Raw genomic sequence first — 19,455 nt, 5'->3', positions numbered from 1 at the left:
ATTTGACTATCATTGACCAATTATTTATGCTCGTAAATCGCTGGTTTTAAAATTCCAACATACGGTAAGTTTCGGTACCGTTCCGCATAGTCTAAACCATACCCGACCACAAATTCATTTGGGACTTCAAACCCAATATAATCGGCTTTAATATCAACTAAACGACCGGCTGGTTTATCCAATAACGTACAAACTTTAACCGAATTAGCTGATCGTCGCTTCAATAGATCCGTTAAAAACTTCAAGGTCCGGCCAGTATCAATAATGTCTTCAATGACCAAAATATCGCGACCAGCGACCTCAACATCCAAATCCTTGGTCAATTGGACTTCCCCACTGGAGACAGTCTCACTACCATAACTGGACAAGTTAATGAAATCTAAATCCGCATACACATCCATTTCACGGATAATATCCGTGGTAAATAAGACGGCACCCTTGAGTACACAAATAATCAATGGATTTTTACCCGCATATTCAGCGGTTAGGGTTTGACCCAATTTCTGCGCAACTTCGTGGATATCTTCGCGACTATACAGTACTCGTTCAATGTCGTTGTTCATCGTTTCAGATGTACTCCTTTCAACTCCGTATGTTTTAAGGCTAAAAACACTGTTTGGTGACCAACATCCGGCGCCCGGTAACTGAACTTGTGCCCAACAAGCCACAAAACAGTCCCTTGTGCAGTAACCAGCACCATCGCCGTCGATCGCTGGGCCACTGGGACCTTTTGATCAATTAAAATTCGCCGGACTGACTGATGACCATGCCCTTTCAAAGCCAAGCGATCGTCACTTTGCCAGCGTCGAAATGTCAACGGCCAGTCAGTGGCTTGTAACCGAAATGGTTGTGCAGTCGGATTTGGTGCCTGCTGAAAAACCCCCGCAGTTTGCCAATCAGTAATTTTCTGCCATTGGTCTAAGTCTACCATAATTTTTTCAGAGGGCATTAACTTTTTATCCCTTTTTTTTAAGGGCCGGACCTCAGCCAGATTACCGGCTTTGACCAATGTAACGGTGGCGCTTAGCTGGACTGTGCCAGTCGGTTGCTGTGGATTTTTTAGCCACTGATAATAGGGCTGCAGTTTCGTTGAACTCAATCGGACTGCCGCTTGTTGCTCGAGCCAAGCTTTTAAAACCACTAACTGCCATTGACTGGGGAGTTGTTGTAACGCTGGTAGCCGTAATTGTTGGGTGGTAGTTAATACCGTTGGCAATAAAACTGCTACCATCTGAGCTTGCGCTGCTAAAAGCGTTTGCAACTGCTTTTCGTAGCTAGCCACATGCGTCAGTAACGCCGAATTAACCGCCGTTAGTTCTGGCACAACACGGTGGCGGACGCGATTGCGGGTGAGCTGAACATCCGTATTCGTAGCATCTTCAAAATAAGGCACTCGCTGGGTTGTCGCATAATCACGCAATGCTTGTTTCGACCAATCTAATAGTGGCCGTACCAAGTGCCCCTCACCCAAAGGCCGGGTTGCTTGAATCCCCACTAACTGTGCTAAGTCTCCGCCCCGGGCCAGCTTCATCAAATATGTTTCCACCTGATCATTAGCATGGTGGGCGGTTAACACCGTTTTTGCACCAGTTGCCCGCATCACTTGGGTAAAAAAATCATACCTAAATTGACGAGCGGCGGCTTCAATACCATGAGCGGGGTGCGCTGCCATGGGCCAATCCGCAAGTTTTAAGGCTAATTGCCGTTGCTGACAATATGTGGTGATAAAGTCGGCCTCTGTGACACTTTGGGCCCGCAAATGATGGTTAACATGGGCCACGATAAGTTGTGGTCGTTGGTGCCGTGGAATTTGTTGTAATAACGTCAATAAGACCATCGAATCAACGCCAGTCGAGACCGCCACCACAACCGTTGCTGCTGGCGTCAATAGGTTTTTTTGTGCCAACTGACGATTAAATTGTTGAATTAAGGTCATGGCCTGCCTCCATTTTGCTGATAAAGCGACAAAAAAAGCCCATGCTCGACAAGGACTGTCTCACACGAGCTTTAGTTTTTAGCTAGATTAATGGTACCAATAAGCTGGTACTGACCACTATAGCAGTTCCGTTATCCCTGCTTAGCTACGCCGGCCACCACGACCGCCACGTTTACCTTCAGTATTACGCTTTAAGGTTGATAAGCGGTCTTCGCTATCTTTTAAGAAACCAGACATTAATGAATCAAAGTCTTGCTTCTTGGGTTCATGTTGCCGTGATTGGAAACGACCACCACCGTTACCGCCACGACTATGAAAGTTATTGGGCCGATCACGTCGATTGCCACCATTACTTTGGTGTTCACTGTGGTCAGAACGACCGTGATTATTGCTTTGATGACTATTATTATGGTCATGATGGTCGGCTTCACCCTGAGGATGATCAACAGCCTTACGAATTGACAGACCAATCTTGCCATCATTACCAACTGATAACACTTTGACGGTCACGTCATCGCCAACACTCAAAACATCGTGGATGTCTTTAACGAATCCATCAGAAACTTCACTGATATGCACCAGCCCCGTTTGATTGTTTCCCAAGTTCACGAATGCACCAAAATTGGTGATTCCTGATACTTTACCAGTGACTTTCGTACCTACTTCAATTGCCATAAAAAAAGTTGTTCCTCCTATGAAATAATGGTTTTAGTATAGCATACTTTGTGAAACGCTGAGTTAAATTTTTAATGACTTGTTTTAAAATGGTCTACCTATAAACAGCCAGTCAAAATCCCGTCTAATTAGCAGTTACGTCCGCCGCATTGTCATTTGGTAAGCTATAAACCGTCTCGCCGCTCTTCGTATAATCGTATTTCGAACGCAATAATTTTTGTAAGTAATCTTTATTATTGAGTTGCTTAATCTGCGTACTATACGCCGCATGTTTCGCTTGAGCGTGCTTCAACTTGACTTGACTAGTCGCAACCTGGCGATTGACCTGATGTAAGCTCGCACGAGTATTGATCAGTTGGTAACCAAAAAATAATACTAATGCCCCAAAAACAGCCACAATCACAACAAATCGACGCCGGCGAACCTGACTGCGACGCTGCTCATAGCTCAGCTTATTCGTCGCAACCTGACGTGAAAAATCATTATTTAACTTTTTGACCTTACTCCGTGACCCATTCGTCATGTTGCCCCAGTCCTTTCAAATTGAATTGACTAAATTATAACAAGTTCAACCAGCGGTGTAAACGACATCATTACGATTAGAACAATGTTTATGGCGATTTTTTTGAACTAAAGCCATTTGTAACACTAGCCGTTAATCGCTAAAAGGTTGCCGAAAATCCGTCTTATAGTCTTCGCTAATAATGTCATACATTAATTCAGCATCATTTTTCTTAGTTGTTTCTAGCAGTTGCGTAATTTTGACCGTTAATGTCTTATTCCCAAAGCCAATAATCAACGTATCGTCAACATTAACATTCGACGATGATTTGCCAACTTTACCATTAATTTGAATACGACCTTTATCCGCAATTTCTTTTGCGACCGACCGTCGTTTAATAATCCGTGAAACCTTTAAAAATTTATCTAAACGCATACTCATGAATGATGTTCCTTTCCTTGTGCGACTAATTTAATCAATTTTTTGCCATAAGGGAGTACGAGCCATTCGCGAATAGTGAAGAGGCGAGCACCCACTGCGCCAGCCACAAAGACCACAACACCAACCACAACCCCAGCTAGCGTAATCAGCCCCGCAATCCCACGATTATTCGCCATCGCTGGACCGACCAATGCCCGTACCTCATGGCTAGTTAACAAGACTACGATACCCATCAAGCCACTCACAGCGAGTAATTTAATGAGATAACCGCTTTCCACCAACACCTGGCGCAAGTCTTCCGGTGAGCCTAACCACATAATACCAAACATCACCGCTAAGCTGGCAACCGTTGTCAAACTGGCGCCGTTAATCCCAAAATGAACGACCATGAGATAATTCAAGCCAATCTTCGTCGCTAAACCACCAATAATCCCAATAATCATCGCCGTATATTGATCCAGGCTTTGTAAGACACTTGTATAAGTCGTAATGAGCGCCGCAAATAAAATGCTGACGACATAGACTCTTAACGCCGTAGTCCCAGCGATTGATCCAAATAACAAATGATTGATTTGCGGCATTAATGCCACTAAGCCCACCGTTGCTGCCATCGATAATGCCAAGCTGACATGCACCATGGCACGGGTATGCCGCTTGAATTCAATAAATTGTCGTTTGGCTAACGCAGCAGTTAAAGCTGGCAGTAAAGTCGCTGAAAACGATGTCGCAATCACTAAGCCTAATTGAACTAGGGGTTGGCCGCGATCATAAATCCCCTTAATCCCCTTGGCAACCTCAATGGGTTGTCCTTGGCGCACCAAGCCCCGCATAACGGAGAAAGAATCAATTAATTGTAACAAAATAACGACTGCCGCTACCAGACAAAGCGTCCCACCTTCGACTATGAATCGTTTCGTCAATACCCGGTAACTTGATAACGGCCGGGTAGCCACGGGGGCCGGCGCTAATAATTGCCGCAATCCGAAGCTTAGAAAAATCAACGATGAACAAAATGCGGCAATGGCAGCCGAGCTCATGGCCCAAGTCCCCATGTGATAATCATTCCAACCACGATGGAGGCCAAAATAAGCCGCCATAATAATAACACCCACACGCACAAACTGTTCAATCAACTGTGAGACCGCCGTCGGTCCCATCAAGAATTTACCTTGATAGTAGCCGCGCCCGGTCGCTAACCACGGCATGAAGAGAAACATCCAAGCTACTGAACGAATAATCGGGGCCAATAGCCCATCGCCCATCCGCACGGCTAACCAATTTGATCCCAGTTGCAGGCCCAAGAACAAGACTAACGATAAGCCACTTAAAATTTGAAAAGCCCGGCGCGTGATTAACGACTTACTCGCTTCATCCGGTTGTTCGGCAACCAATTTTGAAATAAAAGTTGGAAATCCCGTTAACGCAAAGGTCATCCCGATGCCATAAATCGGATAAATCTGCTGATACACATAAAAACCAGTATTACCAACCATGTTTTGAAATGGAATCCGGTAAACTGCGCTTAAAATCTTGGCGACTAACGATGACACCGATAAGATTAACGCGCCCCGAAACATGGTATTCAAATGATCTTTTGGCATAACAATTCCCTTCTACCGCAATTACTTGCTTGGTTCGGTGACCGGGGTCAGTAACACGGTCCCTAATTGCTGGACAAACAACGTTAACTGTTCCAACCAGTCGGCCACTTGCATTTTAGGCTGAATGACTAATTTAACCTTCATTTTATCATCATCAATCCCGACTGTCGCTCGTAATTTGGTTTTTGCTAAGGCTTTAAAGATATCTTTAGTATCTAGTTTCGTGGTTCCAACCTGTGATAACGTCAATTGTAAATCGTTATCGACCCGTTGAATCTTTTCAATCAAGGCGTCATCAGCCAGCATTTTCAACTTGCCAACCGCCAACAAACCCGCGACCTCAGTAGGATAGTCGCCAAACCGATCAATCAAATCAGCTTGAACTTCCAAATATTGATCATTATTTTCCAACTGCCGAATCCGTTTATAAATTTCAATTTTTTGGCGTTCATCTTCAATATAAGTTGTTGGTAAATAAGCCTCAATGCCTAATTCAATCGTTGCATCCGTCTTGGCCTTGACCGTTTGACCACGTTTCTTTGCCACTGCCTCTGACAACATCTGCGTATATAAATCATACCCGACAGAATCAATAAAACCATGTTGCTGCTTACCCAGTAAGTTACCGGCCCCACGAATGGACAAATCACGCATCGCAATTTTGAAACCTGACCCTAATTCAGTGAAATCCTTAATCGCTTGTAACCGTTTCTCCCCGACTTCAGTCAACACCTTGTTCTGTTGATAGGTAAAGTATGAATAGGCGACCCGACTACTCCGTCCAATCCGACCACGTAATTGATACAGTTGTGATAGGCCCATATGATCCGCATTTTCGACAAATAACGTGTTCACATTCGGAATATCGACGCCAGTTTCAATAATCGTTGTGGTCACTAAGACATCATATTCCCCTCGAATAAAGTCATATAAAATGCCTTCTAATTGTGACTCTGGCATTTGGCCATCAATATGGGCGACCGCTGCATCCGGGACCAAATCCTTAATCTGTGCAACCACCTTATCAATATCATGCACCCGATTGTGTAAGTAAAAGACTTGCCCATTGCGTTGCATTTCACGTTCAATGCCTTCTTTGATGACGCCATAATTTTGTTCCATGACGTAGGTCTGAATCGGATAACGGTTCGTCGGCGGAGTCTCCATTACCGATAAGTCACGAACACCCAACATTGACATATGCAACGTCCGTGGAATCGGGGTCGCGGTTAAGGTCAAAACATCCACATTCGATTTCAATGCTTTGAGCCGTTCCTTGTGTTTCACCCCAAAACGCTGTTCTTCATCGACAATCAGCAAACCCAAGTCAGCAAAGTTCACATCTTTTGACAATAAACGATGGGTACCGACTACGATATCCAGTTCACCGTCTTTTAATTGCTTAATCGTAGCTTTCATTTCTTTGCCCGTCCGAAAGCGTGATAACATTCCCACATTCACTGGATAGCCTTCAAACCGATTCAACATCGTCTCGTAGTGTTGTTGCGCTAAAATTGTCGTTGGCACTAAGAAAGCGACCTGTTTTCCGGCTTCGATAGCTTTAAAAGCTGCTCGCAAAGCGACTTCTGTCTTCCCATACCCGACATCCCCAACTAACAACCGATCCATTGGTTTGGGCCGCTCCATGTCATGCTTAATTTCAGCGATACTCCGGAGTTGATCCGGCGTTTCCGGGTATGGAAAATCATTTTCAAAATCATCCTGGTAACTATCATCTGGCTGGAAAGCATACCCGACTTCGGCTTCTCGTTGGGCGTAGAGTTCCACTAGTTCATCCGCAATATCTTCAATCTTAGCCGCAACCTTACGTTTGGCCTTACTCCATTCCGTCCCACCTAACTTATTCACCCGGGGCGTTTTAGCTTCAGAAGACACATACTTTTGAACGAGATTCAGCTGAGTCACCGGAATAAAAATCTTCGCATTATTCTGATACGCAATCGTAATGTAATCTTGATGGACACCATCGACTTCCAGCGTCTGCATCCCCACATACTGGCCAATCCCATGGTTCACATGAACCACATAGTCACCGGGTTTTAAATCCGTATAACTTTTCAGCCGTTCAGCATTGGCTAACGTTTGTCGCCGGGGGCGTTTTTTAGGAACTTTCTTAAACATCTCTTGTTCGGTCACAATCACCAAGTGACCATCAGGGAATTCAAACCCATTTTGTAAAGTGCCTTGAACAATTTGAACGACGCCGGGCTGTAGATTCTCTGCCTTTGTCATAGTTGCTTCAATCTCAAAATCATCTAATGTATTGCTGACCTTAGTCAATCGCTCAGCTTCTGACACCATTAAAACAACCGTTTGTTTGAGCTTATGCCACCGGTCTAATTCAATTTTCAAAGTAGGTAACTGACCAAAGAATTCTTGCATCGGTCGGGTTCGCACGGGGGTGACTTGTGACAGTCGCACATTCCCAATACCTTTTTGAAATAGCGACATTAAGACTTGCGCATGATGATCACTTTTCAGTAAGTCACGCATATCGTTGCCATAATTAGCCGTAGATAAGACCCGATGATGCGCGAGTTGGTCCGTAATCCAATCAGCTTCAGTTTGTAATAACTGTTGCTCACTATCTAAAATCCGTGAATATTCATCAAAAATAACGACACCCGCAGCTGGGGTATAGTCAAAAATACTCGTTTTACTCCCATAGAGGTACACCCCATACAGTAATAAATCATTACCAATCAATCCCTTGCGCATATCAGCTAACGGTTGAGCCAAGTTATCTGTCAAAGTTTGTTGATCCACCGCATCTAATCGTTTATTTTCCACTGCTAATGCCGCCGTTAAGCGGTCAGCCCCGGCGGTCATCATGGCTTGCGTCAAAATGAAATCAGTCGCCGGTAACACGGTAAACGTCTCCAAATTATCTACTGATCGTTGGGTCTCTGGATCAAAGTATTTTAATGTATCAATTTCAGTATCAAATAAATCTAACCGCAACGGATAATCAGCATCCAACGGATAGATATCAACAATAGATCCTCGCACCGCGAAATCGCCTGGCCGAGCGACCAATTTTTCCTTAATATAGCCCATATCGTGTAACTGGACTTGGAGCTGTTCTAAATCTAAATCATGCCCCACTGTCAAAGTTAATGCAGCTGTTTTAAAGGTTTGTACGGGTGGTAAAAATCGCCGCGCACCTGAAACCGAGGTCACGACAATCACCGGTTTCGGACTTAACAAGGCAGCTAACGCTTGCACCCGCTGAGCCCGATACTCCGGCGAGCTGGTCGCTAACTCAGAAGCCAGCATCTCTTCGGCTGGAAACAAATAGACTTGCTCATCCGCCAATAAACTAGTTAAATCATCCACCGTCTGGCTGGCATGAAAGAGATTATCCGTCACAATTAATACCGAATGCGTGAGTTGATGGAACAACGCACTGATATAGACGGTTCGTGCTGATCCATTCAGACCGGTCACTAACTGGCGACTAGCTGGACTTAATCCAGCTAAAATCGTTTGAAAATCCGGGGTCTGCTCAACAATTGCTTCAATATCCATCGCAACTTTCCTCCTATTAATTGTACTGATTCATGAGCGTTGCAAAATCAGTCCCAGCTAACCATGCTTCAATCGCTGCTGCGGCTGTGATTTTAGCATCTGCCACTAACGGCTGTTGCGTTGGCGTGAACTTGCCAAGGACATAGTCGACAACACTCATCTTTTGCGGATGTTCAATGCCCACTTTAACCCGCTTAAACGTTGGGTCCCCCACATGGCTAAGGATGCTCTTAATCCCATTATGACCACCGGCTGAACCCTTTTGTTTCAAACGTACTTTGCCGACCGGTAAATCTAAGTCATCATGCACCACTAGTAAATCTGATGCTACTAGCTGATAATACGTCATTAATGGGCCAACTGCCCGGCCAGAATCATTCATATAAGTAGATGGCTTAACCAGTAAGACTTTTTCACCATTAACAAAACCAGTCGCCACTTCCGCTTCAAATTTACTCGTTTTAAACGGTACCGCGAGTTGCTCGGCTAACTGATCAACAATCATAAACCCAACATTATGCCGCGTTTGGGCATACTTCGGCCCAATATTACCTAAACCAACAATCATTTTCATTTTAATTATTAACTCCAATATCCGTATTAACATGCAAAACAGGCCGAACCAGTGATAACCTGATTCGGCAACACTCCTTTGCAAGTGTCGATTAACGTTTTTTAGGCGCACCAGCTGACGACTCACCACTGAATCGCCTAGTTGGACGCCCTTTTAGTTCAATTAGTATACCACAAACCCTGCCTTAACACCTCGTTCAAACGTTTCACCAAGCTGGATTGCAATTGGATTAGAAGCACGCTGAAATTAGCGACTTCTGATTATTAAACATGGTATACTCTAATCGTTGAAAAACAAATTTTCGTTATGAGAGGATGACTTATTTTGTCAAGCATGCCAAATCATCAAAAAGTTGTGCTAGTCGGTGACGGCGCAGTTGGTTCCAGCTACGCTTTTGCGATGGCCCAACAAGGAATTGCTGAAGAATTTGTAATTGTCGATGTCGCTAAAGATCGTACTAAAGGGGATGCCCTTGACCTTGAAGACGCCCAAGCTTTCACCGCTCCCAAGAAGATTTATTCTGGTGAATACTCAGATTGTCAAGACGCTGATTTAGTTGTCATTACCGCTGGCGCACCACAAAAGCCCGGTGAATCACGATTAGACTTAGTTAACAAGAATCTAAACATTCTATCTTCAATTGTTAAACCAGTCGTTGACTCCGGTTTTGACGGTATCTTTTTAGTTGCCGCTAACCCAGTTGACATTTTGACTTATGCAACTTGGAAATTATCTGGTTTTCCAAAGCACCGGGTAATTGGTTCTGGAACTTCCTTAGACTCCTCCCGTTTGCGAGTTGCTCTAGGCAAACAATTCAATGTTGACCCCCGGTCCGTCGATGCCTATATCATGGGCGAACATGGCGATTCAGAATTTGCTGCTTACTCAACTGCCACTATCGGGACTCGACCAGTTAAAACGATTGCTAAAGAACAAGGCGTATCCGACGCTGACTTAGCCGCTTTAGAAGATGGTGTTCGTAACAAAGCTTACGATATCATCAACTTAAAGGGCGCAACGTTCTATGGTATTGGGACCGCCTTAATGCGGATTTCTAAAGCCATCTTACGTGATGAAAATGCAGTTCTACCTGTTGGCGCCTACATGGACGGCCAATATGGCTTGAACGACATTTATATTGGGACCCCAGCCATCATTGGTGGGACTGGTTTGAAACAAATCATTGAATCCCCATTATCAGCTGACGAATTAGCTAAAATGCAAGCTTCTGCCGCTACTTTGAAAAAAGTTTTGACAGATGGCCTAGCAACACTTGAAAACAACTAATTAACTCGTAACAATCAGAGCTGTGACTGCGGTCATGGTTCTTTTTTTTCGTCAAAATTTACTGACCAAAGTGGGCGACTAATTGGCTTCATATTTGCACTCCCCATTAAAATGTTATAAGGTGGGAACATTATTATGGACATGGAGGCCAATGTTAATGACATACAAACGTGGACTAATTATTGCTGGCAGTCTCGTCAGCTTGTTAGTCGTCGGGTACTTGGCAACAAGTTTGATCTGGCAACACCAACAAACTTTCTTAGCCAATACCCAAGTGGCCGGCGTCAACGTCAGTGGCAAAACCGCTGCGCAAGCCGCACCAAAAGTTAATGCGGCCCTTGAGCACCGCACTTATCATATCGTTGAAAATCAGAAAAAAGTTTATACCTTTACTAGCAAAACCGCTGGGATGACCATCAACACCAAGTCAGAACTGAAAGAATTAATCGCCAAACAAAATTATTGGCGCTGGCCATTAGCCTTAATGCAAGCTGCACAAGCGGCGGATACAACCAGTTTAGGCGCTTTAAACGTGACTAAAACGACACTACACACGCTCGCCACTAAAATTACGGCGCAAGCCAATCAAACGAAGCGGACCCAAACTGAGAACGCTAAGTTAGTTTATAAAAATAACCAAGTCGCCATTCAAAAAGAAGTTCAAGGGACCGAAATTAGTACCCCAAAACTAAAACAAGTCCTGACTAAGGCATTGCGTACGGGACAAACAAAGATTAATTTAAAAACGGCTTACGTTACTCCAACCGTTACTAGCACGAGCAAAACGCTAAAAACGGCACAAACAGAAACGCAAAAATACGCAAGTGAAACCATCACTTATAACATCAATGGTCACAAGTTTACGGTGCCACACGACTTAATCTTAAGCTGGCTAAAAGTTGATCATGACGGCACTGTCACAATTGATCAAGCAGCCGTACTCACATATGTTAAGCAACTTAACGAAAAGTACCATACTTACCATACCACGCGAACTTTTAAGAGCACTAAGCGGGGAACGGTCAAGATTAGTGGTGGCTTCTATGGTTGGACCATTAAAACTGAGGCTGAAGCCAAAGCCTTAGCCAAGCAAGTCTTAGCGGGCAAAGACTTTACCCGCTCACCACTCATCAATGGTTCTGGCTATAACACTGATCAAACTGATATTGGTAACACGTATATCGAAGTTGATAAAGTCAACCAACATATGTGGGTCTATGTTGATGGCAAGATCAAAGTTTCGACGGACGTTGTCACCGGGAAACCTGGTAAACATGCCACAACTACTGGGATTTGGGATGTTTGGAGCAAACAAAAAAATGCCACGCTCAAAGGTGACAATGATGATGGCTCTAGCTATTCACAACCGGTCACTTACTGGATGCCATTCGATGATACCGGTGAAGGGATTCATGATTCTTCTTGGCAAACTAAGTATGGCGGCACTTGGTATAAAACCAATGGCTCTCACGGTTGTGTGAACACACCACCCAGTGTCATGGCTAAAGTTTATGCGGCGGTTCCAGTTGGCACCCCCGTTGTCGTTTTCTAATTTAAATCTAATTTAAAAAGTCAGTCCGGTTACTTATCGGGCTGGCTTTTTTTGATTAATGACTATCACACGGCGCATATTACTCCCCCATCGGTCTGGCTTTTATGGTATGATTTATTAAAATAAACTAATAATTGGGGGATTTATCATGTTATTAAAAACACTCGTTAAACCGAAAGAACGTTTAACTACGGTCACCGCCGACGCAACACTAGCGGAAGCGCTCCAAGTCTTAGAAGATTCTGGCTTCCGATGTGTCCCAATCCTAGACGAAACCGGGCACATTTTCCGCGGTAACGTTTATAAAATGCACATTTATCGGCATAAATCACGGGGTGGCGATATGTCGTTACCAGTTACGGCGCTTTTAAAGAATGCCACTAAAACGATCCAAGTTGACGCAGCCTTTTACAACGTCTTCTTCTCCATTAAAGACCTACCTTACATCGCCGTTTTAGATGAACATGGTTATTTCTACGGCATCTTGACCCATACGCGACTCCTCGACATGCTCTCACAATCCTGGAACGTCAACGTTGGTAGCTATGTTTTGACTGTCGTTTCAATTGGTGAACGGGGTGACTTAGCCGCCATGGCCAAGATTATCACGAAATATACCTCGATTGCTGGTTGTTTGACGCTAGATGTGCAAAGTGGCACGCTCGGTCACCGGACCCTGTTCACCTTGCCGGAAGACGTTGATACAGAAAAACTCAAACGCATTACCGATAACTTGAATCGCAAACAATTTAAAGTGATTGAAGTGGAAGATTTACAAGCTGAATAACTAGTTTAAATACCAGCACAGCCCCCAATGAATCATCATTATTCATTGGGGGCTTTTTTGACGTTTAAGGACGATTTATGTACGTTAATTAAAAATCTGATTACTAATGGTAATTCTGCAGTAAACTGAACTTGTATCAAAAGCCAATCAAAGAAAGCGGTGTCATTAGATGAAAAACTTTAAATCTTTATCCGAACAGGAACTTGATAGTATTACTGGTGGTGGGAAAAAGTTCGGTTTAGCTGTTGCAGTTGACTGGGCCATAGTTCAAGGAAAAGAAGCATGGAAAACCTATAAAAAAGACTATCGACGCTGGAAATAGTCAAAAATTGAAAAGGAATGAATGAAATTATGAATAAAAAATTATTTATTTATGCTAACTTATCTGACAAAGATTTAGCAACTGTTAGCGGCGGTAGTTTAGGAAATATAGTTGGCCATATCTTATATTTTACATCTAAAGGGATGCGTGAATACGGGAAAACACTCAACAAAGCCTATACTAAAAAACATTGATTGGTTAACAAACTCATGAATAAAATTATTAGAAAAGATAATCTGCCAAAGGCCGCTCTGGATTTTATTGTCAGTATGCTTCTATATACCTTGGGCCAGCTACCACTACTCATTAATAATTCCTGGCGCTCTAGCATGATCACTATCAGTTTAACTTTCTTAGAACTTATGCTAGGTGGTCTCGTTATTGTTATGATTTGGAAAATTTACATGACCGCTGGCTACTCTCACCACAATAAATGGCCTATCAAAACCTATTTATACAATGTAATAATTGGCTATTTAAGCTTGAATACAATTAATCTTAGTTTGGGTGCCTTCCAATCTAAGATTACTGAAAATCAACAAACTGTTATAACTGGTCTTCACAGTAGCTCTCTGCCACTATATTTTATTTGGCTAGTTTTTATGGCACCGATTATTGAAGAACTAATTTTCAGAGGGATCCTGATGGACTTTTGCTTCAAAAAACAAGCCATTATCAGTGCCAGCATGACTAGTGGAATCGTCTTTGGTCTATTTCATGGCTATAGTAATCTTGCTGGCTTATTAACTTATAGCGGTATGGGACTAGTATTCGCATTATTTTATCGTTGGACTGGTAAGTTATCCGTAGTCATTTTAATTCATGGTCTGAATAATCTAATTGTCTTTTTTGAAATCTACTTATTACCAGATTTCGAACCAAGCCTTTTATGGTTACTTACAATTAACATCAGTCTCATTATTGGATTGATCGTCCTAAAAAATAGCTATCACCATTACCATAATGTAAAAACAAACTTCTGATACTAGATACGATTATAACTGAATAATTTTGTGCGACATAATCTCGATAATACATTCATTCTCCCCTTAATTACATTACCTAACTAACTGTTTTAAACCATTTGGCTAGCTCTCGCCCCTTACGAAATGAAACTTTACATGTCAACTCACCATACAGTTGCAACACTCTTTTTTTAGCATCATAATTCTCAATGTAATCAGGATTTATCAGCAAGCTTTTATTGCATCTAAATAAATTAGGATAAGCGGCTTCCAGAACGCCCAAGCTCCCCGGAAAACTAGCTTCTTTTTTTTCTCCTGTCGCTAATACGGTTAACTGCCCATTCGTTGCTTGATTGATCTGTACTAAGACAACTTGGTTCATTGGAATCGAAAAAAAACGATTACCAATTTTATAATTAAATACTATCTTTTTTTGAAACATTGTTTTCGCTTGTTGTGCCTGAACATTATCAATATCCATAACAATTTTTTTCTGAATAGCTTCTAAGAATTGATCTTTTAAAATATAATCTAGTGGTGCTACTCGCCGCTCCAATGTTACAAATGATAATTCCTCATGAGTTGTAATGAAAACAATGTTTGCCAGCGGTAGTTGTGCTCTTATTTTTTCTGAAATTTTCAAGCCAGCAGTTGTATCTTCTTTAATTTCCATATCTAAAAAAAAGAGTCCTGTTTTGGTGTGCTGACTAGCAGCTAATAGCTTCTTTGGATCATCTGTTGACAACATTAAAGTCATCGCATATTCATTAATCATAATGGCTTTTTTTATAAAATCCGTATATTGTGTGCGTTGGCTCTGATTGTCTTCTAACAAATAAACTGGAAACATCTCGTTACTCCTTTGTCATGATTAAAGTCATGCGAACTTTATTACTTGGTGTTTCAATATCTAAGAATAGATTGTTTTGTTTCGCAATCAAATCTTTAACATTATCTAAGCCTAATCCCCGATTAGGCCCCTTCGAAGAATAACCGGGCTTGAAAATTTTATTGACATCAAAAGTATTATCAATCGCATTCTCAATTGAAATTTCAGCGGTTTCGCCAATTTCGTTAAACGCAATTACGACTGTCTTATCTACCATTTTTTCGGCCTGATCAATAGCATTATCTAACAAATTACCTATGATCCGCACTAACGTAACTAAGTCTTGGTTCACCTTGAACTGTTTATCCATTATTTCAATATTCAATTTCACACCGCGTTTTCTTGCATCAAAAAATTTCTGTACGATTAAACCTTTAACAGCTTCATTTCCTAAATTCTGGACTTGTACAATTTGAGAATCATCCAAATCAACCGATGGCATAGCTTGTTTTTTTAAATTAGTTAGATAATCATCTGTACTTCTAATATCTTGGTCTTCATTTTTAACAGTTAAACTAATTATCAAATTCCGATAATCATGTTTAAACCGTCTTAATGCCATGTATTGTTGCTCAATGCTCTTCAAATAATTATTCAATTGTTGGTTTTGCAATTTTTCATTTTCAAGTGCTTGTTGTCGAGCATAGGTTCTTATAATAAATCCCATTTGTGAGCCCATCAACCCAACCATTAACGTAAAGGTGAAAAGTAACGTCATTTGAATTTTGGCTGTAACACCTTCCATATCACTAATCATTAACAATAATTCAATTGAGAAAAATAATACAAATAAGATAACGAAAATTCTAGCATCAATTTTTAGTTGTCGTACTTGTATTATCACATCAGGATGTTTTCGTATGTACTTTAGTGATACCTCCAATAAAAATAGTGCAATTGTATACACAATTCCTACTTCAACAATCACAAACAAGGTACCAGCTCTAGACAATGCTACTAAAGAACGACTCTTCATTATGTTAAATAAAATTAACTTGCTTATCGCTGATGAAAACGACAAAATTAAATTTTGTAACGATATTAATAGCAACAAAATGTTTAAGCGTCCAAAATCCATCTTAAGGGTTCGTTGTCTGACCCACTCAGAGAAGAACATATAACCAAAAACCATCAAAAAAAGACCATCATTTATGATGCCACCAACAAGGGCAAAACAGATACTAAACACGATAGTTTTTACTAAAGACCAAAAATTAATACTTTGAATAGTGAACGTATAAATGAACATAACACCAAAAATCAGAAAAAACATCTGTAAAAGACCAACCATAATACTGGGTTCAATCATTAAAACCACCAAATTTCACTTTATCTAAACGTCTTTTTGATAAGCTTTTTTACTTTTCGAACAATAGATACTCCCATAGTTAAATCGTTACCGTACTTCTTTCCACCTGTAACCCGTTGTAGTTCTCCCTGATTCAAATCTTGATACTTATTAATATTGCTAAAATTAGTCATTTCATTCATCTCCTCATATTTATAATGATAATATAACATAATTTTTATTTTTATTATTATATTTGTATAAACGTACATATTTGATGCATTAACGTCAGAAAAATCACTTATATTTGCCCTTTTCTCATTAAAATAGCAACTTAATCATTCCGAATTAGTTCCGAATGATCAAGCTGCTACTCATTAAATCTCAATAATTTACTACTATATCGTATAGAGCATCCCACGCTTACCAGTACCAAGATATTGGCGAGAAAGCTCAGTGAAAAATGGCACGAGTACCGGTGTTAAATTCTTCGCCAATGCTAACTTGGAAAGCTGAGATTTTAAGGTTGCGGCAACCTTTTCATCGTAGATTCCCTTAGCAAGCGCAAGCTTAGCATCTGATAACAATTGCCGTTCAACCTTTGAAATAGTTGGATCCTTAATTAAAACATCCAAGGTATTAAGAATATCGATCTTTTTTTTCATTTTATCAGTCTCCTATACTTTCCCCCACAAAATTCAAATTACTAAGCCACGTTTATAGTATTTTAATTATCCGTGAAAAGATTTAGCCCAACCAAACGCCATCGTCTTGGCTGTCCAACTTGCAGTACTCGTCGTTTGACGACGAGTGATTTTTCCAGTTTTAGTATTTTTATAAAGTGTAAACGGCCCAACCGTCATATATTTAACAATCTTTCCACCCGTAACCGTCGCCAATTGTGTTGAAGCCATCGTATTCAGATTCCCGAGTCCAGTATAACTTGATAAACCTCGCATTTTTTTGATCATCATCTATTCCCCCCTAATTTTCTCCATCACTCTTTGGAACAAAATTAGTATAAGCCCAATAATTAAACAATTACGAAAAGAAATAAGAACGTCCACTTTTATAGGATTATCGTATATCATGCTTGCTTTAATTACTCGTAAGGAACACAATTGCTGATGATTTTAAGGCTATGAATCTACCTAGTGTCATCAAGCCCGGATACCAATAAATAGTCAACATATTCTTGAGAATTTTAAAAGCTGGTCAGACAAGTAATTGCCGACCAGCTTTTTAAAGTTACCGACTAATTCGGTCACTAAATTGTAAGATACGATTCAAACCGACCATAATGGGCGCCGTAATTGTCATGATAATGAATTCAGAAAGGGCCGTCGTTAAGTAAGTTGGCCAAAAAGCGGTCGCTCCGCCAACTAGCATTAACATCCAAGCAATCATGCACATTGAAATAGTGAATAAAATAATATTCAAGACCAAGCGTTGCCAAACTTTAGTGAGTTTCGGGCCAAGCCAACTCACAACTAACAAGGCAATTAGCGATTGCGCCCCACCAAAGACCACGTTTAGTAAGCTAGCTCCTGGGCCAAATGCATCAAATAAGATAACCCCCGCCACAATCCCCCAAATATATTTCCGGTTAAAGACGACCAGATGATTCAGGCCTTCCGAAACACGGAATTGAATGGCGCCCGAAGCTAAGTTAAAAGCAGCTGGACCAACAGATAAAACGATATAAATAGCCGCGACTAAAGCATTAATAATCCACGGCCGAATTTTTGATTGCGTCATGTTACAAAATCCTCCTAGTTTTTTAACGTGGGATGGTTACGAACCACGTATTTTTTACAGCGGATTCCATCGTAGCACTGGCACAACCCTATCGCAAGGGCCGCTTAACTAAAAAGCTGATCTGGAATAAATAAATGACCCAGACTGGCCGCCATGATGGCTTTAATCGCAGGCATTCGATTTCCAGCTTCTTGAAAAATGACCGCTTGGGGGCCATTGAAGACGGCATCGGTAATTTCGACCGCATCCAAATCAAATTGTTGACCTAATTTTGCACCAATGACGGTTTGCTGATCATGAATCGCTGGCAAGCAATGCATCACAACCGTTGTGGTTTTCCCGGTTGCGGCAACTAAGGCCGTATTAAGCTGAAATGGCAATAGCGCCTGAATGCGTGACCCATAATCAACTTTTTCACCCATCGACACCCAAACATCCGTATACAAGGCATCCGCTTGAGCGACAGCTTGTTGCGGATCTGCAGTAATCAGCAACTGACTCCCACTTTTAGCCGCTAGTTGTTGCGCAATCGCAACAATTTCAGGTGCCGGTTGTAAGTCGGTTGGCGCACCAATCTTCACGTTGACACCCAACATTGCACCCGTAACTAACAGACTGTTCGCCATATTATTGCGGCCATCACCGACGTAAGTTAACGTCAATCCCGCTAAATGCCCAAAATGTTCTTTCAAAGTCATAAAATCCGCAATCATTTGCGTGGGATGCCAAGTATCGGTTAAGCCATTCCACACTGGTACCCCACTATATTCGGCCAACTGTGCAACCGTTTTTTGGTCAAAACCGCGAAATTCAATGCCATCAAACATGCTACCCAACACTTTGGCTGTATCAATAACCGATTCTTTTTTTCCTAACTGAATGTCCGCCTGTCCCAGGAACTCCGGATGCGCTCCCAGGTCATTGGCCGCAACGGTGAATGCCGAGCGGGTTCGAGTTGACGCTTTTTCAAATAGCAAAGCAATATTTTTACCTTGTAAATAAGGATGCGGAATATGGTGTTGCTTTAGCGCTTTTAAATGAATCGCAAAATCAATTAAATAAGTTAACTCCGCTGATGTGTAATCTATTTCCTTTAAAAATGACCGACCTTCAAAATGATTCATCAAATCCACTCCACTTCCAATTGACTTAATCGTCCAACCATCACTAACACACGCTTATTTCACACTATATTCTAATCGTCCATTAGATGCAAGCTCTCTATGATAATATATTCATAAATAGCGATTATTTTGAATATTGCGTCACATTAAATTGGATTTATGCATAAATAATGTATAAACAGGCTTGACATTTCATTGAAATAAT

21 protein-coding genes and 1 riboswitch are annotated in these 19,455 nt (G+C 41.5%); of the genes, 6 read left to right on the top strand and 15 right to left on the bottom strand.

Annotation, left to right across the window (positions count from 1 at the left end):
• Nucleotides 1-20 precede the first annotated feature (20 nt).
• From hpt to pth, 8 genes are all read right to left on the bottom strand, one after another.
• Entirely contained in the window at nt 21-563 is a 543-nt protein-coding gene (hpt, locus tag C5Z25_RS08690; RefSeq protein ID WP_105452276.1) for a hypoxanthine phosphoribosyltransferase, read from the bottom strand.
• Nucleotides 560-1,936, bottom strand: coding sequence for a tRNA lysidine(34) synthetase TilS (tilS, locus tag C5Z25_RS08685; protein WP_105452275.1), 1,377 nt, complete (start codon nt 1,934-1,936; stop codon nt 560-562). The genes hpt and tilS overlap by 4 nt, the downstream gene beginning before the upstream one ends.
• 141 nt (nt 1,937-2,077) lie before the next feature.
• Entirely contained in the window at nt 2,078-2,611 is a 534-nt protein-coding gene (locus tag C5Z25_RS08680; RefSeq protein ID WP_105449802.1) for a S1 domain-containing RNA-binding protein, read from the bottom strand.
• 124 nt (nt 2,612-2,735) lie between these two features.
• Complete coding sequence (locus C5Z25_RS08675; protein ID WP_105452274.1) at nt 2,736-3,134, bottom strand: FtsB family cell division protein; 399 nt, start codon at nt 3,132-3,134, stop codon at nt 2,736-2,738.
• A 132-nt stretch (nt 3,135-3,266) separates the two neighbouring features.
• The gene (locus C5Z25_RS08670; protein WP_199774952.1) at nt 3,267-3,548 is read right to left on the bottom strand and encodes an RNA-binding S4 domain-containing protein; all 282 of its coding nucleotides are present in this window, start codon (nt 3,546-3,548) and stop codon (nt 3,267-3,269) included.
• Nucleotides 3,549-3,550: 2 nt separating this feature from the next.
• The gene (locus C5Z25_RS08665) at nt 3,551-5,155 is read right to left on the bottom strand and encodes a putative polysaccharide biosynthesis protein (protein ID WP_105452273.1); all 1,605 of its coding nucleotides are present in this window, start codon (nt 5,153-5,155) and stop codon (nt 3,551-3,553) included.
• Between the two features lie 21 nt (nt 5,156-5,176).
• Nucleotides 5,177-8,704 (bottom strand): transcription-repair coupling factor, encoded by a 3,528-nt coding sequence (gene mfd / locus C5Z25_RS08660; RefSeq protein WP_105452272.1) that lies wholly within the window; start codon nt 8,702-8,704, stop codon nt 5,177-5,179.
• Nucleotides 8,705-8,720: 16 nt separating this feature from the next.
• Complete coding sequence (gene pth / locus C5Z25_RS08655) at nt 8,721-9,278, bottom strand: aminoacyl-tRNA hydrolase (protein ID WP_105452271.1); 558 nt, start codon at nt 9,276-9,278, stop codon at nt 8,721-8,723.
• A 324-nt stretch (nt 9,279-9,602) separates the two neighbouring features.
• Here pth and C5Z25_RS08650 point away from each other — a divergent pair, with 324 nt between their 5' ends.
• From C5Z25_RS08650 to C5Z25_RS08635, 6 genes are all read left to right on the top strand, one after another.
• Nucleotides 9,603-10,565: an L-lactate dehydrogenase gene (locus C5Z25_RS08650; RefSeq protein WP_105452270.1), complete on the top strand. Its 963-nt coding sequence runs from the start codon at nt 9,603-9,605 to the stop codon at nt 10,563-10,565.
• A gap of 157 nt (nt 10,566-10,722) precedes the next feature.
• Nucleotides 10,723-12,117 carry a L,D-transpeptidase family protein gene (locus C5Z25_RS08645; RefSeq protein WP_105452269.1) on the top strand — a complete coding sequence of 465 codons (1,395 nt, stop codon included), beginning with the start codon at nt 10,723-10,725 and terminating at the stop codon, nt 12,115-12,117.
• Nucleotides 12,118-12,265: 148 nt separating this feature from the next.
• Nucleotides 12,266-12,904 carry a cyclic di-AMP binding protein CbpA gene (gene cbpA, locus C5Z25_RS08640; protein ID WP_105449794.1) on the top strand — a complete coding sequence of 213 codons (639 nt, stop codon included), beginning with the start codon at nt 12,266-12,268 and terminating at the stop codon, nt 12,902-12,904.
• Between the two features lie 169 nt (nt 12,905-13,073).
• Entirely contained in the window at nt 13,074-13,226 is a 153-nt protein-coding gene (locus C5Z25_RS12525; protein WP_158682936.1) for a bacteriocin class II family protein, read from the top strand.
• Nucleotides 13,227-13,255: 29 nt separating this feature from the next.
• Nucleotides 13,256-13,420 carry a bacteriocin gene (locus C5Z25_RS12520; RefSeq protein WP_158682935.1) on the top strand — a complete coding sequence of 55 codons (165 nt, stop codon included), beginning with the start codon at nt 13,256-13,258 and terminating at the stop codon, nt 13,418-13,420.
• Nucleotides 13,421-13,435: 15 nt separating this feature from the next.
• Nucleotides 13,436-14,209, top strand: coding sequence for a CPBP family intramembrane glutamic endopeptidase (locus C5Z25_RS08635; RefSeq protein WP_158682934.1), 774 nt, complete (start codon nt 13,436-13,438; stop codon nt 14,207-14,209).
• 79 nt (nt 14,210-14,288) lie between these two features.
• On the opposite strand, the gene C5Z25_RS08630 is transcribed toward C5Z25_RS08635, so the two are convergent.
• From C5Z25_RS08630 to argF, 7 genes are all read right to left on the bottom strand, one after another.
• Nucleotides 14,289-15,041, bottom strand: coding sequence for a response regulator transcription factor (locus C5Z25_RS08630; protein ID WP_105452267.1), 753 nt, complete (start codon nt 15,039-15,041; stop codon nt 14,289-14,291).
• Nucleotides 15,042-15,045: 4 nt separating this feature from the next.
• Nucleotides 15,046-16,389, bottom strand: coding sequence for a sensor histidine kinase (locus C5Z25_RS08625; RefSeq protein ID WP_105452266.1), 1,344 nt, complete (start codon nt 16,387-16,389; stop codon nt 15,046-15,048).
• Between the two features lie 20 nt (nt 16,390-16,409).
• Entirely contained in the window at nt 16,410-16,562 is a 153-nt protein-coding gene (locus C5Z25_RS12515; protein WP_158682933.1) for a hypothetical protein, read from the bottom strand.
• A 204-nt stretch (nt 16,563-16,766) separates the two neighbouring features.
• Nucleotides 16,767-17,033 carry a bacteriocin immunity family protein gene (locus C5Z25_RS08620; protein WP_105452265.1) on the bottom strand — a complete coding sequence of 89 codons (267 nt, stop codon included), beginning with the start codon at nt 17,031-17,033 and terminating at the stop codon, nt 16,767-16,769.
• 66 nt (nt 17,034-17,099) lie between these two features.
• Nucleotides 17,100-17,342: a lactococcin family bacteriocin gene (locus C5Z25_RS08615; protein ID WP_105452264.1), complete on the bottom strand. Its 243-nt coding sequence runs from the start codon at nt 17,340-17,342 to the stop codon at nt 17,100-17,102.
• A gap of 274 nt (nt 17,343-17,616) precedes the next feature.
• A complete protein-coding gene (locus tag C5Z25_RS08610; RefSeq protein ID WP_105449792.1) occupies nt 17,617-18,126 on the bottom strand; it encodes a QueT transporter family protein in 510 nt (169 codons plus the stop codon).
• A gap of 8 nt (nt 18,127-18,134) precedes the next feature.
• A riboswitch (PreQ1 riboswitch) is annotated at nt 18,135-18,179 on the bottom strand.
• Between the two features lie 51 nt (nt 18,180-18,230).
• The gene (gene argF / locus C5Z25_RS08605) at nt 18,231-19,250 is read right to left on the bottom strand and encodes an ornithine carbamoyltransferase (RefSeq protein WP_199774905.1); all 1,020 of its coding nucleotides are present in this window, start codon (nt 19,248-19,250) and stop codon (nt 18,231-18,233) included.
• Nucleotides 19,251-19,455 lie beyond the last annotated feature (205 nt).

It is taken from the genome of Lactobacillus sp. CBA3605 (assembly GCF_002970915.1).
Classification (GTDB): Bacteria; Bacillota; Bacilli; order Lactobacillales; family Lactobacillaceae; genus Lactiplantibacillus.
Note: the sequence above shows the minus strand (reverse complement) of the source record. Positions and strands in the feature narration are given on the sequence as shown.

Bases quoted from the DNA above. Each gene is read 5' to 3' on its own strand.
- hpt (WP_105452276.1), bottom strand. From the start codon at position 563: ATGAACAACGACATTGAACGAGTACTGTATAGTCGCGAAGATATCCAC.
- tilS (WP_105452275.1), bottom strand. From the start codon at position 1,936: ATGACCTTAATTCAACAATTTAATCGTCAGTTGGCACAAAAAAACCTA.
- C5Z25_RS08680 (WP_105449802.1), bottom strand. From the start codon at position 2,611: ATGGCAATTGAAGTAGGTACGAAAGTCACTGGTAAAGTATCAGGAATC.
- C5Z25_RS08675 (WP_105452274.1), bottom strand. From the start codon at position 3,134: ATGACGAATGGGTCACGGAGTAAGGTCAAAAAGTTAAATAATGATTTT.
- C5Z25_RS08670 (WP_199774952.1), bottom strand. From the start codon at position 3,548: ATGCGTTTAGATAAATTTTTAAAGGTTTCACGGATTATTAAACGACGG.
- C5Z25_RS08665 (WP_105452273.1), bottom strand. From the start codon at position 5,155: ATGCCAAAAGATCATTTGAATACCATGTTTCGGGGCGCGTTAATCTTA.
- mfd (WP_105452272.1), bottom strand. From the start codon at position 8,704: ATGGATATTGAAGCAATTGTTGAGCAGACCCCGGATTTTCAAACGATT.
- pth (WP_105452271.1), bottom strand. From the start codon at position 9,278: ATGAAAATGATTGTTGGTTTAGGTAATATTGGGCCGAAGTATGCCCAA.
- C5Z25_RS08645 (WP_105452269.1), top strand. From the start codon at position 10,723: ATGACATACAAACGTGGACTAATTATTGCTGGCAGTCTCGTCAGCTTG.
- cbpA (WP_105449794.1), top strand. From the start codon at position 12,266: ATGTTATTAAAAACACTCGTTAAACCGAAAGAACGTTTAACTACGGTC.
- C5Z25_RS12525 (WP_158682936.1), top strand. From the start codon at position 13,074: ATGAAAAACTTTAAATCTTTATCCGAACAGGAACTTGATAGTATTACT.
- C5Z25_RS12520 (WP_158682935.1), top strand. From the start codon at position 13,256: ATGAATAAAAAATTATTTATTTATGCTAACTTATCTGACAAAGATTTA.
- C5Z25_RS08635 (WP_158682934.1), top strand. From the start codon at position 13,436: ATGAATAAAATTATTAGAAAAGATAATCTGCCAAAGGCCGCTCTGGAT.
- C5Z25_RS08630 (WP_105452267.1), bottom strand. From the start codon at position 15,041: ATGTTTCCAGTTTATTTGTTAGAAGACAATCAGAGCCAACGCACACAA.
- C5Z25_RS08625 (WP_105452266.1), bottom strand. From the start codon at position 16,389: ATGATTGAACCCAGTATTATGGTTGGTCTTTTACAGATGTTTTTTCTG.
- C5Z25_RS12515 (WP_158682933.1), bottom strand. From the start codon at position 16,562: ATGACTAATTTTAGCAATATTAATAAGTATCAAGATTTGAATCAGGGA.
- C5Z25_RS08620 (WP_105452265.1), bottom strand. From the start codon at position 17,033: ATGAAAAAAAAGATCGATATTCTTAATACCTTGGATGTTTTAATTAAG.
- C5Z25_RS08615 (WP_105452264.1), bottom strand. From the start codon at position 17,342: ATGATGATCAAAAAAATGCGAGGTTTATCAAGTTATACTGGACTCGGG.
- C5Z25_RS08610 (WP_105449792.1), bottom strand. From the start codon at position 18,126: ATGACGCAATCAAAAATTCGGCCGTGGATTATTAATGCTTTAGTCGCG.
- argF (WP_199774905.1), bottom strand. From the start codon at position 19,250: ATGAATCATTTTGAAGGTCGGTCATTTTTAAAGGAAATAGATTACACA.